At 68.1% G+C, this 15745-nt stretch carries 13 protein-coding genes; 3 read left to right on the top strand and 10 right to left on the bottom strand.

Annotation, left to right across the window (positions count from 1 at the left end; genetic code table 11):
- Position 1: 1 nt before the first annotated feature.
- A complete protein-coding gene (locus ACODSC_RS10400; RefSeq protein ID WP_488813824.1) occupies positions 2–1816 on the top strand; it encodes a methyl-accepting chemotaxis protein in 1815 nt (604 codons plus the stop codon).
- An 84-nt stretch (positions 1817–1900) separates the two neighbouring features.
- On the opposite strand, the gene lpdA is transcribed toward ACODSC_RS10400, so the two are convergent.
- Positions 1901–3301, bottom strand: a complete 1401-nt coding sequence (lpdA, locus tag ACODSC_RS10395) for a dihydrolipoyl dehydrogenase (protein ID WP_488813823.1) — start codon at positions 3299–3301, stop codon at positions 1901–1903.
- Positions 3302–3497: 196 nt separating this feature from the next.
- Positions 3498–5810 (bottom strand): TonB-dependent receptor plug domain-containing protein, encoded by a 2313-nt coding sequence (locus tag ACODSC_RS10390; RefSeq protein ID WP_488813822.1) that lies wholly within the window; start codon positions 5808–5810, stop codon positions 3498–3500.
- A gap of 263 nt (positions 5811–6073) precedes the next feature.
- Here ACODSC_RS10390 and ACODSC_RS10385 point away from each other — a divergent pair, with 263 nt between their 5' ends.
- On the top strand, positions 6074–7183 hold the full coding sequence (locus ACODSC_RS10385) for a phytase (protein WP_488813821.1): 1110 nt from the start codon (positions 6074–6076) through the stop codon (positions 7181–7183).
- A gap of 9 nt (positions 7184–7192) precedes the next feature.
- Here the strand turns inward: ACODSC_RS10385 and ACODSC_RS10380 are convergent, their stop codons facing one another.
- The 6 genes from ACODSC_RS10380 to chvI all read right to left on the bottom strand — a co-directional run bounded on the left by ACODSC_RS10380 (position 7193) and on the right by chvI (position 11606).
- Positions 7193–8017, bottom strand: a complete 825-nt coding sequence (locus ACODSC_RS10380) for a hypothetical protein (protein ID WP_488813820.1) — start codon at positions 8015–8017, stop codon at positions 7193–7195.
- Between the two features lie 83 nt (positions 8018–8100).
- Complete coding sequence (locus tag ACODSC_RS10375) at positions 8101–8373, bottom strand: HPr family phosphocarrier protein (RefSeq protein WP_488813819.1); 273 nt, start codon at positions 8371–8373, stop codon at positions 8101–8103.
- Entirely contained in the window at positions 8370–8774 is a 405-nt protein-coding gene (locus tag ACODSC_RS10370; RefSeq protein ID WP_488813818.1) for a PTS sugar transporter subunit IIA, read from the bottom strand. Before ACODSC_RS10370 ends, ACODSC_RS10375 begins: the two co-directional genes overlap by 4 nt.
- A gap of 120 nt (positions 8775–8894) precedes the next feature.
- A complete protein-coding gene (locus tag ACODSC_RS10365) occupies positions 8895–9323 on the bottom strand; it encodes an HPr kinase/phosphorylase (protein WP_488813817.1) in 429 nt (142 codons plus the stop codon).
- Positions 9320–10933, bottom strand: coding sequence for a two-component sensor histidine kinase ChvG (gene chvG / locus ACODSC_RS10360; protein WP_488813816.1), 1614 nt, complete (start codon positions 10931–10933; stop codon positions 9320–9322). The genes ACODSC_RS10365 and chvG overlap by 4 nt, the downstream gene beginning before the upstream one ends.
- Positions 10902–11606, bottom strand: a complete 705-nt coding sequence (gene chvI, locus ACODSC_RS10355) for a two-component response regulator ChvI (RefSeq protein WP_409719397.1) — start codon at positions 11604–11606, stop codon at positions 10902–10904. The genes chvG and chvI overlap by 32 nt, the downstream gene beginning before the upstream one ends.
- A 254-nt stretch (positions 11607–11860) precedes the next feature.
- Here chvI and ACODSC_RS10350 point away from each other — a divergent pair, with 254 nt between their 5' ends.
- Positions 11861–13579, top strand: a complete 1719-nt coding sequence (locus ACODSC_RS10350; RefSeq protein ID WP_488813815.1) for a hypothetical protein — start codon at positions 11861–11863, stop codon at positions 13577–13579.
- Between the two features lie 18 nt (positions 13580–13597).
- Here the strand turns inward: ACODSC_RS10350 and ACODSC_RS10345 are convergent, their stop codons facing one another.
- On the bottom strand, positions 13598–13951 hold the full coding sequence (locus ACODSC_RS10345) for a TFIIB-type zinc ribbon-containing protein (RefSeq protein WP_488813814.1): 354 nt from the start codon (positions 13949–13951) through the stop codon (positions 13598–13600).
- 549 nt (positions 13952–14500) lie between these two features.
- Positions 14501–15721 carry a BaiN/RdsA family NAD(P)/FAD-dependent oxidoreductase gene (locus tag ACODSC_RS10340; RefSeq protein WP_488813813.1) on the bottom strand — a complete coding sequence of 407 codons (1221 nt, stop codon included), beginning with the start codon at positions 15719–15721 and terminating at the stop codon, positions 14501–14503.
- Between the last annotated feature and the right edge of the window lie 24 nt (positions 15722–15745).

Below are 15745 nucleotides of genomic sequence, written 5' to 3'. Positions count from 1 at the left end.
CATGAATCTCCGCTCGCTTTCGCTTTCCGCCAAGACGGCCCTGATGGTGGTCGCCGCCCTGGGCGTGCTGACCCTGGCGGTCATGGCGGTCGCCGCCCTGCTGATGAGCCGCGACGCCGAGGCGCGCGCGGCCGAGCGTCAGGAGACCAATATGCGGGTCGCCTGGGACGTGCTGGGCGACTACGGCGCGGACTTTTCGACCCGTGACGGTCGCCTTTATGTCGGCACCACGCCGATGAACGACTTCGTCGAGCCGGTGGACCGGATCAAGACCCTGGTAGGCGGCACCGCCACCCTGTTCCTGAACGACGTGCGGGTCACCACCAATGTGGTCAAGGCCGACGGCGCCCGCGCGGTCGGCACCAAGCTGAAGCCCGGCCCGGTCTATGACGCGGTACTCAAGTCCGGCCGGCCCTATCGCGGCCAGGCCGACATTCTCGGCAAACCCTATTTCGTCGCCTACGACCCCATCAAGACCGCCGCCGGCCAGACCATCGGCGTCCTCTATGTCGGCATCCCCAAGGCGGACTTCATGGCCTCGGTGAACGAGCTGCTGCTGGCCCTGTTCGTGTGCGGCACGGTGGTGGCCCTGCTGGTCGTGGGCGGCTGCCTCTATCTGTCGCGGCGGATGTTCTCGCCCCTGCGGATGCTGTGCGAACGGATGGAATCCCTGCGCCAGGGCCGCACCGATTTCGAGGCCCCCTGGGCCGCGCGCGGCGACGACATCGGCCAGATCGCCCGCGCCGTCCTGGCCTTCCGCGACGCCGCCGTCCGTCAGACCCAGACCGAGGCCGAGGCCGAAGCCATGCGCGCGACCGCCAAGGCCGCAGAACTGGCCGCAGAGGCCGATCGTCAACGCCTGGCCCAGGAAGACGCCGTGGTGGTCGAGGCCTTGGGCCAGGGCCTGTCGGCGCTGGCGCGCGGCGACCTGACCCACCGCATCGAAATCGGCTTCGCCGAGCGCAGCCGCAAGCTGAAGGACGACTACAACGCCGCCGTGGACGCCCTGACGGGCACGATGGGCGAGATCCTGGAGATGGTCGAGGCCATGCGCGCCGGCGCCGCCGAGGTCACCACCGCCAACGACGACCTGTCGCGCCGCACCGAACGCCAGGCCGCCGCCCTGGAACAGACCGCCGCCGCCCTGGACCAGATCACCGTCACGGTGAAGAAGACCGCCGAGGGCGCCCAGTCCGCCGCCGGCATCACCGCCGAGGCCCGCAGCGGCGGCGAGGAGCGCGAGCGGATCATCGCCGACACCACGGCCGCCATGGGCGCGATCGAAAGCACCTCCGGCCGCATCGGCGAGATCATCGGCGTCATCGACGAGATCGCCTTCCAGACCAACCTCCTGGCCCTGAACGCCGGGGTCGAGGCCGCCCGCGCGGGCGAGGCCGGCCGCGGCTTCGCCGTCGTCGCCTCCGAAGTCCGGGCGCTGGCCCAGCGCTCGGCCGAAGCGGCCAAGGAGATCAAGACCCTGATCGCCGCCTCCAGCGCCAGCGTAGGCGAGGGCTCTCGCCTGGTCGCCCGCACTGGCGGCGCCCTGACCGCCCTGATCGGCCAGGTGGCCCAGATCAACACCCTGGCCGCCGAGATCGCCGCCTCCGCCCGCGAACAGGCCGTAGGCCTGGCCGAGGTCAACACCGCCGTCAACCAGATGGACCAGACCACCCAACAGAACGCCGCCATGGTCGAACAGACCACCGCCGCCAACCAAGCCCTCAGCCAGGAAGCCGAACGCCTGGCCGACCTGGTGTCGCGCTTCCGCATCGCCGCAGCGTCCGGCGGTCACGCCTCGGCCGCCTGGGCGGCCTGACGCCTCACGCCTGATGCAGAAAAGCCCGGCGGGGAGAACCCGCCGGGCCTTTTTCGTGTCGTCGACGACCGCCTCGCGGTCTGATCAGGCCTGCATCATCCAGCCTTCGACATCCATGGCCGCCTGACGCACGGCTTCCGAACGGGTCGGGTGGGCGTGGCAGGTGCGGGCGATGTCTTCCGACGAGCCGCCGAACGCCATGGTCATGGCGGCTTCGTGGATCATCTCGCCGGCCTGCGGGCCGATGATGTGGACGCCCAGCAGCTTGTCGGTCGTCGCATCGGCCAGCACCTTGGCGAAGCCGTCGGTCTCGTGGTTGATCTTGGCGCGGCTGTTGGCGGTGAAGGGGAATTTGCCCTTCTTGTAGGCGACGCCCGCCGCCTTCAGCTGATCCTCGGTCTGTCCCACCCAGGCCACTTCGGGGAAGGTGTAGACGACGCTGGGGACCAAGGCGTAGTCGACGTGGCCATACTTGCCCGCGATGGTCTCGATGGCGGCCACGGCGTCTTCTTCCGCCTTGTGCGCCAGCATCGGCCCGTGGGTCACGTCGCCGATCACCCAGACGCCATCCGCGACCTTGAAGTGGTCGTGATCGACGAAGCCGCGCTTGTCCGGCGTCACGCCAACACTCTCCAGGCCCAGCCCCTCAGTGTAGGGGCGACGGCCAATGGCGACCAGCACCACGTCCGCCTTCAGCGTCTCGGCCGCGCCGCCCGCCGACGGCTCGACCGTCAGCTCGACCCCGTCCTTGACCGACTTGGCGGCCGTGACCTTGGCGCCCAGTTTGAACGTCATGCCCTGTTTGGTCAGGGTGCGCTGGAAGGTGGTGGCCACCTCGGTGTCCATGCCGGGCGTGATGCGGTCCAGGAACTCGACCACGGTCACTTCCGCGCCCAACCGGCGCCAGACCGACCCCAGCTCCAGGCCGATGATGCCGGCCCCGACCACGATCATCTTCTTGGGCACGGCCGGCAGCGACAGGGCGCCGGTCGAATCGATCACCTTGCCCGCCTCGAAGGCCACGCCCGGCAGCGGGGTGGGCTCCGAGCCCGTGGCGATGACGATGTTCTTGGCGTCCAGCGTCTGGACCGAACCGTCGGCGGCGGTCACCTCGACCTTGCCCTTGCCGACGATCTTGCCGCGGCCCTTGATCCACTCGGCCTTGTATTTCTTGAACAGGAATTCGATGCCCTTGGTCAGGGCCGTGACGCTGTCGTCCTTGGCCTTGTGCATCTGGCCCAGGTTCAGCTTGGGCTGAACTTCGATGCCGATCTTGGCGAACTCGCTGTTGGCGGCGTTCCACAGTTCCGAGGCGTGCAGCAGGGCCTTTGACGGCATGCAGCCGACGTTCAGGCAGGTGCCGCCCAGGGTCTCGCGCATCTCGACGCAGGCGACCTTCAGACCCAGCTGGCCGGCGCGGATCGCGGCGTTGTAGCCGCCCGGCCCTCCGCCGATGATGACGACGTCGTAGGAAGCTTCGGCCATGGTGTCCTCTGATCGTTCGGCGCGGGGGGAGAGGCCCCGCGAATACAGGCTCTCGGGGCTGTAGGCAGACGCCCCGTCGGGGTCAACCGCCCCGCCGGCATATGGGGTCGCGATTGCGACCTTTGGAGGGGCGCCGCCACGCAAAAGGGCCGGACGTCGCCGTCCGGCCCCTTCGTCGTCTCGGGAAGGCAGGACCCTAGAAGGCCATCCGCGCGACCAGCTGGAACACCGGCCCGGCGTTCTCGGACTCGATCTCATACTCGTCGTAGTCGCGGTCGATCTGGTCGGCCAAGGTGTTGAACTTGTCGAACGTCTCGTCCTTGGACGAGTCGAGCAGGTTCGAACCGGTGAAGCGCAGCACCACGTTGGAGGCCACCTGCTTCTCGATAAAGATCTCCAGATCGCCGCCGTAGGAGGTCACGACCTCTTCGCCGACGATCCGGCTCTTGGCGTCGCCCTGTTTGCGATAGGTGGCGCCGAAGGCCGCGCCCCAGGTCGGGATGTCCTGGGTGAAGCCGACGTTGAAGACATAGTCCGACTGCGAGTTGAAGCGGCGGTCGCCCATGAAATCGTCGACCGAACTGTCCAGCCAGGAGTAATTCAGGAAGACGCCGGTGTGCTCCATGCCGATGAAGTCCAGCGGCGTCGACAGGTCGAACTCGACACCCCAGACCTGGCCGTCGCCGACGTTCTCGGCCGTGAAGACGTAGGAGACCAGTTCCTCGGCCGCCTCTTCCGGCGTCGCGCCGTCGTCGATGGCGTCGTCATAGTCGTCCAGCGCCTGCTCGGAATAATCGCCGGTGTTGGTTAGTTCGATCAGGTCGGTGATGTCGCGATAGAAGGCGTTGACGCCGATCACGCCGCGACGGCCCAAGCGACGCTCGAAGCCCAGGTCCGCGCCCCAGGCCGTTTCCGGCTCCAGGTCGGGATTGCCGACGAAATCGTTGTCGCCGTATTCGCCGTCCAGCAGGGCCGGCGACAGGAAGTCGAAGCTGGGGCGGCGCACGGTGCGGGCCACCGAGGCGGTGATCCGGTCGGCGTCCGACAGCTTGAAGCGCACGCTCGCGGACGGCAGCAGGATGCCATAGTCCTTGTCGTTGGTGCGGTCGTCGGCGTCCACCGTCTCGTCGGTGATCGAGAAGTCGGTCGTCTCGTAACGCAGGCCGGCTTCCCACTTGGCCGGGCCGTTCTCGCCCGACAGCATGATGTAGGGGTCGATCCTGGTCTCTTCGATGGCGTTGATGCCGCCGTCGACGGCCTCATAATCCTCGTATTCGCTGTCCAGCAGGGCGCGGAAGACCGGCTCGTCCTCGACCTCGGCCTCGGCCGAGAAGACCGAGGTGTCGCGGTTCTTCTTCGAATACTGGACGCCGAACTCCAGCTCCATGTCGCCGCTCAGTTCGATCTTGTGCTCGATGGCGGCCTGGATTTCCTCGTCCGTGACGTTGGTGCGAGTGCGTTCGCCCTCGATGACCTCGTCGCCGACGTCCAGTTCCTCTTCCTGCTCGAACTGCTCGTCATCGATGGTGGCGTAACCCAGCTTGAAGGTCGTCTCGCCGCCCAGCATCTCGCGCTCGTAACGGCTGTTGACCGACCAGTTGTCGGTCAGGATGTCCAGCGGGTTGGCGTTGATCTTGGCGACGTCGTCGATGTCGCCTTCGTCGTATTCGATCGAGCTTTCGTCCTGGACGCGGTCGGTGCGCACGAAGACGCCGCTCAGTTCCAGGTTTCCGCCGGCGACCGGCACTTCATACGACAGGTTGGCCGAATAGTCGGTGCCGTCGCGGGTGTCGGTCTGGGCCTCGGTGTCGTTCAGCTCTTCACCCGGAGCGTCGAACCGCTGCGAGAACTTCTGCTTCGGGTTGCGGCGATCCTGGATGTTGCCGCCGATCAGCAGGCGGCCCGGCCCGACCTGACCGCCCCAGACGGCGCCGTAGGTGCCGCCCCACTGGCCGTATTCGCTGTCTTCCCAATGCAGCGCGCCCAGACGCACATAGCCGCCGTCCAGCGACAGGGCGTCACGCAGCACGATGTTGATGGCGCCGGCGACCGCGTCGCCCGAGCGGTTGGCCGACGAGGAGCGGACGACTTCGACCCGCTCGATCAGTTCGGCGGGGATGCGATCCACGAAGAAGGAGCGGTCAAGGTTGGCGCCGGGAACCCGTTCGCCGTTGATCAGGATCTGCGTATAGGCCGAGTCCAGGCCGCGCATACGCACGCCGTCCGATTCCAGCACGTCCGACAGGAAGGTCACCGAGGGCACGCGCTTCAGAGCGTCGCCGGCCGTCAGCGGCTCGAACCGCTGGAAATAGTCCAGGTCGTAGGACAGGGTCGGCACGACGTCGTCGGTGCGGTTGCGCATCGCCGGCTCGCCGGTGACGACGACTTCTTCCAGAGCCGTGACGGGCGCCTGGGCGGTCTGCTGCGGCGCGACCTCGTCGGCGGCCAAGACCGGAGCGGCGAAGGCGAGCGGCGCCAAGGCGGCGCCCATGAGCAGTTTGATTTTCATCTCGATGATCCCCTGCGGCGGGCGACGTTTCACCTCTGCCGATGGGCGGCTCGCTTACCGGGGGCGGGCGACGTGGAAGCGACGGTTTGGCGACGGCCGTTTCGCGTTTTCCGGACATTTGCGCGACGATCCGTCCTGATACCGACCATGCGTCATCGAACCGCATTCAAACCGTCACCATAAGTCCGTTGACCTGTCGGCGGTCGGCCTTGATCTGGGCCCCGACGAAATCACGTGACGAAATCACATCCTGGGGACCTGCCATGACTTCGCCGATCCGACGCGCCGCCCGCTTCGCCGCCACCGCTTCCGTCTTCGCCCTGCTCGCGGCCTGCGCCACGACCGAGGTCGACTATCAGGGCGAGGGCGAGGGCTTCGTGGGTGAAGGCGCCGCCGTGCAGGCGACGCTGGAGACGCCCCCGGTCGGCGATCCCGGCCAGGACGCGGCCGACGACCCCGCCGTCTACGCCCCGGCCGCCCACGTCACCGTGATGGGCAAGACGACGCCCGGCTTCGTCGCCGGAACCGACAAGAAGTCGGGCCTCTATATCTATGGCCTGGACGGCGCGATCCTGCAGTTCCTGCCCGAAGGCCTCCTGAACAATGTCGATCTGGTCGAGGGCCTGAGCGTCGGCGGCAAGCCCCAACTGGTGCTGGGCGCCAGCGACCGCACGCCGGGCAAGACCGGCGTGGCGCTTTATCTGTTCGATCCCGCCGGCACGGGCCAGAACGGCGTGCGTTACTGGGGGTCGCTGACCACCGATGTGATCGAGCCCTACGGCTTCTGCTTCGCCCGTCGCGGCGCCGAGGTCCACGCCATTCTGGTCGGCCATGAGGGCGAGCTGCGCCAGTTCGTCCTGACCGTCGGCGCCGACGGCGCCCCGTCCGCCCGCGAGGTCCGCCGCGCCGAGATCGGCACCATTTCCGAAGGCTGCGCCGCCGACGAGGCCACGAACGCCCTCTACATCAACGAAGAGAACGTCGGCCTGTGGCGCTACGGCCTCGACCCGGCCTCGGGCGCCGCCCGCACCCTGATCCAGCCCATCGCTCCGGGAACGCTCGTGGCCGACGCCGAGGGGCTGACGACGATCACCGACGGCGACAAACGCTATCTGATCGCCTCCAGCCAGGGCGACTCGACCTTCCCTGTCTGGCGCATCGACGGCGCGGCGCCCGAATACAAGGGCCGGTTCAAGATCACCGACGGCGTGGTGGACGGCGTCACCGGCACGGATGGCCTGGCCGCCGCCAGCGGTGCGGTCGGCCCCTTCCCCGAAGGCCTCGTGGTGATCCAGGACGACGTCAACGACGAAGGCTCCCAGAACTTCAAATACGTCGACTGGCGCGCCATCCGCTCGGCCCTGGGGCTTTAAGGGTCGGCCTCAGTGCCGAATGACGGTGGAGCGTTGCATCTCGATCGCCTCCAGGCGGTCGACGCCCTTCAGCACGACCGTCCATGACCGCCCGTCCGGCCCAGAAGCGTCGAAATTGACCTCGGCCTGAGGCCAGCGGTCGTCCTGGACAGGCTGCATCTTGCGCACACGAATGCCGTTCTGGACCGGCTCGTCCTGATAGACGGTGTTCTCCAAGCGAACGCCCAAAAGGCGGCCCAGGGGCAGGTCCGCCAGCGCGCGTCGCGCATCCGGACAAGGGCCGAAAGTCGAATAGGAGAGTTCGGCGACACATTCGATATCGAAGGACAAAGGGCCCTCTCCGGCCGCCTGCTCCATCGCATCGGTCAGTCGCGCCAGCATCCGCAGCGTCGCGTCCGGCCGGTCCGGCCGGTCCGGCGGAGTGGTGATCCAGCCTTCAACCGTCTTGCACCTCTCTTCGTCGGCGGTCTCCGGATAGGCGGGAGCGTAAAGCGTCGCGGGCGTGAAGGGCTGCACCTCCAGCGGTGTGTCGTCGGCGGCCGTCTCGCCCGCAGCCACCGCCCCAGCCCCGCCGAAATAAGAAAGCTGGCGGCACAGGTCCGGCGAATGCACCGCCGGGCGTTCGTCCAGCCGGATGAAATAGCTCTGTCCCGGAACCCATTGGCGTCGGACGTAGCCGCCGACGATCTTGCCGGCGACATCCGGCGGCAGGACCCGATGCGCCAAGGCCAGGGGTTCGCCATCCCTGACGTCGGCCAGCGGCAAGGTTGATGGCGGCGTCTGGGGCGTCGAGAGTGCGATCGCGAACGCCAATGCAGCTTGCAGGCCTGTCATCACGCCCCCTCCGGCAAAGTCATTCTCGGATGGTGACGGCGACGCGCCGGACTTTCAACCCGGAAGTGTTCGAAGCGTGACGCCTACTGGTCTTCGTCGAACTTGCGCGCGACCAGGTCGGTCAGGGCCTCGACCGCCTCTTCGGCGTCGGGGCCTTCGGCTGCGACATCGACGCTGCAGCCGATGCCGGCGCCCAGCATCAACAGGCCCATGATCGAGCGGGCGTCCACCGTCACCCCGTCGCGCGTGACCCGGATTTCGCTATCGAAGCCCGAGGCCAGTTTAACGAACTTGGCCGAGGCGCGGGCGTGCAGGCCTCGCGTGTTGCAGATGTTCAGCGTCGCCGTGACCGTCATTTTTCGCCCGCAAGCACCCAGGACGCGACAGAGATGTATTTGCGGCCCGCGTCCTGCGCATGGGCGACGCAGGATTCCAGCGTCTCGCGCCCGCGCACGCTGGCCAGCTTGATCAGCATGGGCAGGTTCAGCCCGGCGATCACCTCGGCATGGGTCTGTTCCATCACCGAAATGGCCAGGTTCGAGGGCGTGCCGCCGAACATGTCGGTCAGCAGGATCACGCCTTCGCCGTCGTCCACGGCGGCGGCCGCATCGACGATGTCGCGACGGCGACGCTCCATGTCGTCTTCCGGCCCTATGCAGATGGCCGCGACGCCGCGCTGCGGCCCGACCACATGCTCCATCGCCGACAGAAATTCAGAAGCCAGCCCGCCATGGGTGACGATGACCAGACCGATCATGAGGACTTCACTCGCATCCCACCCCAAACCGTCCCGGACATTCCCCCGCCCGGCAAGGGAGGCCGGACGCCGCCCGCTGTGGACCGCAAGGGGCGTGTCATAGACCTGTCGTTCGGGGTTTCAAAGCGTCTCCAACGCGACTGCGACCACATCGACGGCCGAGGCGGGTCGGGGATCGAGCGCCAGCAGCGGCAGGTCCACCCCCGCGAAACGCCGTGTCTGCGGCTCCGGAAGCCGTTCGACGGCCTCTGGAACACAGGCGACGGCCAGCACGACTCTGGCCAAGGGGCGTGTCGCCGCGGACACGATTCCCACCCCGCGCACCTCGATCCGCCCCAGGATCGTGGCGGGCGCGCAGGCGTGCAGCACCCCGCCCGACGCCCAGACTTGGGTGTAGTCGTCGCTGACCAGCCGCCAGCCGCGCCCGATCAACCGCAGCGCCAGGTCGCTCTTGCCCACGCCCGACGGCCCCAGGATCATCACGCCCTGCCACTGGCCCCGCCGCCGAACGGCGACGGTGGTGCCGTGGACGGGCGGCTCGGCGCTCATGGGCGGCGGCCGACCGCAGGGAACAGGATTTCGAACCGGGCGCCGCCCTCCGGCCGGTTCTCGGCGCGGACCCGGCCGCCGTGCGCCTCGACGATCTGGCGCACGATGGACAGCCCCAGGCCCGAGTTCGATCCGAACACCGCCCCCTTGGGCCGCGAGGTGTAGAACCGCTCGAACACCGTCTCCAGGTTCTCGGCCGGAATGCCGGGCCCCTGGTCGTCCACCCGGACGCGGATCGGCAGGTCCTCGCCCGTGTCGTCCAGCGTCACCCGCACCACGCCGCCCTCGGGGCTGAAGGACCGCGCATTGTCGATCAGGTTGCGGAACACCTGCCCCAGCGGTCCGTCGCGCCCCAGGACGCGCAGAGGCGTCTCTGGCGCCTGGAACAGCACGGGAATGTCGCCCGGCTTGGCCGTCGTCTCATAGACGCCGACGATGTCGCTCAGCAGCCGGTTCAGCTCGACCGGGCGCGGCCGATCCCGCGACAGTTCCGCATCCAGCCGCGATGCATTGGAAATGTCGGTGATCAGCCGGTCCAGCCGGCGCACATCCTGCTGCAGCAGGGCCGTCAGTTTCTCGCGGTGCGCATCCGTCTTGACCAGCGGCAGGGTCTCCAGCGCCGACCGGATCGAGGTCAAGGGGTTCTTGATCTCGTGCGACACGTCGGCGGCGAACCGCTCGATGGCGTCCATCCGCGTGGACAGGGTGTCGGTCATGGATTCCAGCGACCGCGCCAGGTCGCCGATCTCGTCCTTGCGGTCCTCGAGATCCGGCAGGGAGATGGCGCGCGCGCGTTGCAGCTTGACCTGATCCGCCGCCGCCGACAGCCGCATGATGGGCCGCGCCACGAACAGATGCAGCAGCAGCGAGGCCAGCAGATTGACGCCCAGCGCCACCAGAGCGAACGGCACCAGGGCGCGTCGCTGGGCGCTCAGGATCTGATCCACATCGCCGGACTCGACCGTCAGCACGCCCAGCACCTGGCGCACGTGGCGCACGGGGATGGAGACCGACACCACCCGCTCGCCGGATTCATTGCGCCGCATGGCGGCCTGTGGCGCGCCTTCCAGGGCGGCCGTGACCTCGGCGGCCAGTTCGCTGTCGGCGCGGGCGACGCGACGCTCCGCCACAAGGGTCGCCGCCGGCCCCTCCTCGGTCGGGGCGCCGGCGGGCCTGGCCTCAGGCAGCGGCCGGCCGCCGATGGCCTCGGTCACCTGATAGCTATCGACCAGCAGCAGGCCGTTGATGTCGTACAGCCGCACGCGCTGGCCCGCCGGAATGAACCGGTCCGTCAGCCACAGCGAGGCGCGGATAGGATCAAGCTCGGGCGTCGGCTCGCCCCGCGTCACGCCCTCCTCGCGCAGGACGTTGGCCAGCAGCTCGGCCTGCACGCTCAGCGATTCCTGCCGCGCCTCGATCAGCCCCTGGCGCCATTCGTTCAGGGCAAGAGCCCCGCCGAACAGGATCAGCAGGCTGAGCAGATTGAGGGCCAGGATAAAGCCGCCCAGCCGCGATCCGCCGAAGCGGAACTTCGGCCGGCTCAGGGGCTCCTCGTCGGGCTCGCGCCCGCCGGAAGGATCAGCTTTCGCGGTAGCGGTAGCCGACGCCATACAGGGTCTCGATCGCGTCGAACTCGTTGTCCACGGCGCGGAACTTCTTGCGCATCCGCTTCACGTGGCTGTCGATGGTGCGGTCGTCGACATAGACCTGATCGTCGTAGGCGGCGTCCATCAGGTTGTCGCGGCTCTTCACGAAGCCGGGGCGCTGGGCCAGAGCCTGCAGCAGCAGGAATTCGGTGACCGTCAGCTTGACCGGCTTGCCGTCCCAGGTCGATTCGTGACGCGCCGGGTCCATCGACAGCTTGCCGCGCTTGATGGCGCGACCGGAGACCTCGGCGGCCGTCTCCGGCTCCCCGCCGTCGGCGCCCGTGCGGCGCAGCAGCGCCTTGACCCGCTCGATCAGCAGACGCTGGCTGAACGGTTTGTGGATATAGTCGTCGGCGCCCAGGTTGAAGCCCAGGATCTCGTCGATCTCCTCGTCCTTGGACGTCAGCATGATGACCGGAATCTGCGAGGTCTGGCGCAGGCGACGCAGCACCTCCATCCCGTCCATGCGCGGCATCTTCACGTCCAGGATCGCCAGATCGGGCGGCGACGATTCCAGCGCGGCCAGGCCCGATGCGCCGTCGTGATAGGCGGTGATCTTGTGGCCATGGCTTTCCAGCGCCAGCGACACGGACGCCACGATGTTCTCGTCGTCGTCGATCAGGGTGATGTTGGCCAAGGGTGTCTTCTCCTGAACTTTACGTTCCCGCGAGCGAGAACGCACAGCAAGCGTAACCGTTCGATCACGGTCACATTAGGGCTGTAGCCCGGCGGGCAGAAGGGAATTCGCTCCACAATCTCAAAGAGCGATGTGACCCTCAGATGGTTCTCCCGTCCATGTCTTTCAACGCGGTGTCGATTTCAATCCGTCGTGAGGCGAAAGATCGGCCGCTGACAACCTGGCCTTAAAGCCTTGCCGCACAAGGTGGCCGCATGGCCGGTCCGATCCATTACGAAGTCTATATCCGCAAGAGCGCGCCCTCGGCGTGGACCCTGCTGATCGCCACCGAAGTGCGCCAGCACGCCATCGAAACGGCCGAAGATCAGATGCACGATCGCCTGGCTGTCGCCGCCCGCGTCACCAAGGAGACGCTGGATCCCGACACGATGGAGTTCAACTCCCTGACCATCCTGTCGCTGGGCATGCCGGAAGAGAAAAAGAAGAAGCCTGTCGAACAGGCCGTGCGTCCGGCCTGCAGCAATCCCGTCGAACTTTACGCCCCCCACGCCCGCGCCCTGATCGGCCGGGTGCTGGAGGAGTGGCTGAAGCGCGAGGGGGTCACGGCCTTCGAACTGTTGCACCGCCCCGACATCGCCGAACGGCTGGAGGCGGCCGGCGTCGAACTTCAGCACGCCATCCAGAAGGTGGCCGTGCCCGAGAGCCAGGCCACGGGCCAGGACGTCCACGGCGTCGTGCGCCACTACCAGAAGCTGGCCGAGCAGAGCATCGCCCGCCTGCTCAAGGCCGGACGCGCGGGTCAATTCCCGTCGGTGCAGGACCGCTCCATCGCCGACCTGGCGCACCGGCTGAACGGCGCGCCGGACCGGGCCTTCAGCATGGGCGGGGTGGTGGCCGGCGCCCTGCGCGACCGACGCGGCGCGCGCGAGCGGCTGAACACCCTGATGGACCTGATGGACGCCGCCCCGGCCGACGGCCAGCCCCGCGCCCTGGTCGTGGTGGCGATCGAGCAGATCGTCGCCGAAATGCTGTCCGTGCGCACCAATCTGAGCGAAATCCTGGGCCCCTCGCTGGATCAGGGCGCCAACCTGGCGGCCATCGTGCGGATGGTCGCGCCCAACGAGGTCGACAGCCTGCTGCGGATGGACCCGCGCATGGCCCTGATGATGCCCGAGGTCGACGGCCCGGCGGCGCGGCTGGGCCGTTACCTGTCGGCCGGCGACTTCCCCCTTCTGGCGGCCTCGCTCGCCAAGCTGGTGACGCGCGAACTGACCAGCCCGCGTCGGTTACGGCCCCACGACCCGGTCGGCGAGATCGACATCCTGCGCCTGCTGGCCATGGCCCTGACGGCGTCGGCCGGTCGCCTGCTGACGCTGGAAGACGTCCAGACCGCCTTCGTCGAACGCTCCAAGAGCCTGGTGACGGCCGATTTCGTCGGCGCCTATGTCAACAACTGCCCCACCGTCCTGGCCGAGGCCGAGCATCTGACCCGACTGTGCGAAAACGTCACCGGCGGGGCGAACAAGCGCGCCGCCGCCCGCTGGCTCAGCGCCTGCATCACCTCGCTGCGGTTCGAGACCGAGATCCGCCAGCCCACGCCCGGCGGCCCCAGCGCCTCGCAGAAGCTGGCGACCCTGGCCCGGCTTCAGCGCTCGGTGCGCGCCGCCCATCTGGGCGAGCACGACCAGGCCCAGATTGTCGAGGCCATCGGCGCGGTCGGGGGCAATCTGGAAGGCGACGCCAATCTGGTCGGCCAGATCGTCCGCGCCCAGGTCTCCGCTCCCCAGAAGCTGGCGGCCCTGCTGAAACTGGCGGTGGGCGAGGCCGGACCGATGGGTCCTGCGGCCGATCGCGCCAAGGCCGAGGCGGTCAAACTGCTGCGCGCCCCGGATGTCCGCACGGCCCTGTCCGCCGCGCCCGAAAGCGTCGCCGCCCTGAAGGGCCTGATGCAGGCGGCGGGTCTCGCCGCCTAGATCGGGCCGGCTGTTCCCTCAGTCGAAGATGTCGAAGATGCTGTCGCGCTTCTTCTTTTTGTAGCGATAGTCGTCATCGCGGTGGCGGTCGTCGCGGCCCTTGTAGCCCCGGTCGTCGCGATAGGGCTGTTGCCCGCCGCCCCACGGCTGCGACGGAGGCGGAGCATAGGCTTGCGGTTGCGGCGGCGGGGCGTAGGCCTGGGGCGCCGGCGCGGCGGCGCGGCCTTCCTCGACGGCGGCGGCCATCAGCTTTTCCAGCTCGCCGCGATCCAGCCAGACCCCGCGGCAGGTCGGGCACATGTCGAACTGGACGCCGTCCCGTTCCAGTGTCTGCATCGCGGCATTGTCGTTGGGGCACATCAGAAGGGGCATCGGGACTCCATGTCGATCGAGGGAACGGGGGATCGGGAGCCGACGCAGCGGATCAAAGGGGGGATCTCACCCGCCGCGCCGACGCTCCCGTGCGATTCGACATCGCGCCGCCCTGTCCGGCGCAGGAAGGAGGAGACGCCGAACGGGAACGACGCCAGAGGGGCCCGTACCGCCCCATCAAGCTAGGCGCCGCATCCCCTCCCCGCCATGCGTCGCGGGGCCGCAGGCTGGTAGCCGCGCAAGGCCTCGAGGGGACACGTCAATGATGGAGCTGGCGCGTCAACCCGCGCATTCTCGCCGAGGATTCAGCGTGTTTTCCGCGCGTTATGGCGCCTGATCGGTCATCTTCTGCGCACGATGTCGGCAGGGTGTATGATCGGGCCTTTGGTCTTTGACATCGCCACCGAACGCATTCGGCTCTGCTTTCAGACGGTCTGGACGGGAGTCCAAACTTGGAAGGCCAAAAATCTGCTAGAGAACAACACCTTGCTCAGAAAGTGCACGAACTGCACTCTCTTTTTTTCTCCGCTAGGGTCTGAAACCCGCCGCCTAGCAGACCTGCCCGGCCGCCCAGCCCGACGACCAGGCCCACTGGAAATTATAGCCGCCCAGCCAGCCGGTCACATCCACCGCCTCGCCGATGAAATACAGCCCCGGCACGGCCTTGGCCTGCATCGTCTGCTGATCCAGCGCGGCCGTATCGATCCCGCCCAAGGTGACCTCGGCGGTGCGATAGCCCTCCGACCCCACCGGCTTGACCGCCCAGGCGTTGACCGCCTGATCCAGCCGCCTCAGCACCTTGTCCGACAGGTCCGCCAGATTGCCCGACGCGCCCTCGCGCACGCACAGGCTCTCGGCCAGGCGACGCGGCACCATATGGCCCAGCGCCGTATGCACGGCCTGGCGCCCGTTCGACGCCTTGGCAGCCTTCAACTCCTCCAACACGTCGCGACCGGGCGCCATGCTGGCCACCACGGCCTCGCCCTCGCGCCAGTAGGAGCTGATCTGCAGAATGGCCGGCCCGGACAGGCCCCGGTGGGTGAACAGCATGGCCTCGTTGAAGCTGGCCTTGCGCGCCTTGGCCCCTTCGGGCGCCGAGGCGACCGAGGCGTCCACCGCCACCCCCGCCAGCGGAACCAGCGTTTCCAGCAGCCCCGCCTCGAACGTCAGAGGCACCAGGGCCGGCCGCGTCTCGGTGACGCGAATGTCGAACTGGCGCGCAATCTCATAGGCCCAGCCGGTCGCCCCCATCTTGGGGATCGACTTGCCGCCGGTCGCCACGACCAGAGACGCCGCCGCGACCTGCGATCCGTCCGACAGCGTCGCCGCCCAGCCGTCGCCGGATCGCGCGATCCGCTCCACGCCGGTCTTCATGTTCAGGGCGGCGCCCGCCGTCGCCATGTCTTCCGTCAGCATACGGACGATCTGCTTGGCGCTGTCGTCGCAGAACAGCTGGCCCAGCGTCTTTTCGTGCCAGGCGATTCCGGCCTTGTCGATGCGCTTGACGAAGTCGTGCTGGGTGTAGCGGCGCAGGGCCGAGGTCGCGAACCGGGGGTTCTCGCCCAGGAAGTTCGCCGGTCCGCAGCCCAGATTGGTGAAATTGCAGCGCCCGCCGCCCGAGATGCGGATCTTTTCGCCGGGCCGGTCGGCATGGTCCACAACCCTGACCCGCCGCCCGCGTCGCCCGGCCTCGATGGCGGCCATCATCCCGGCCGCGCCGGCCCCGACCACCAGGACGTCGACGAGGGCGTCCGAAGACGCCCTCGTCACTTGGAACCTCGCGGTTCCAGCCTC

The sequence above is a fragment of the Brevundimonas sp. FG128 genome, from assembly GCF_057809775.1.
This window is presented reverse-complemented; position numbering and strand designations above follow the sequence as displayed.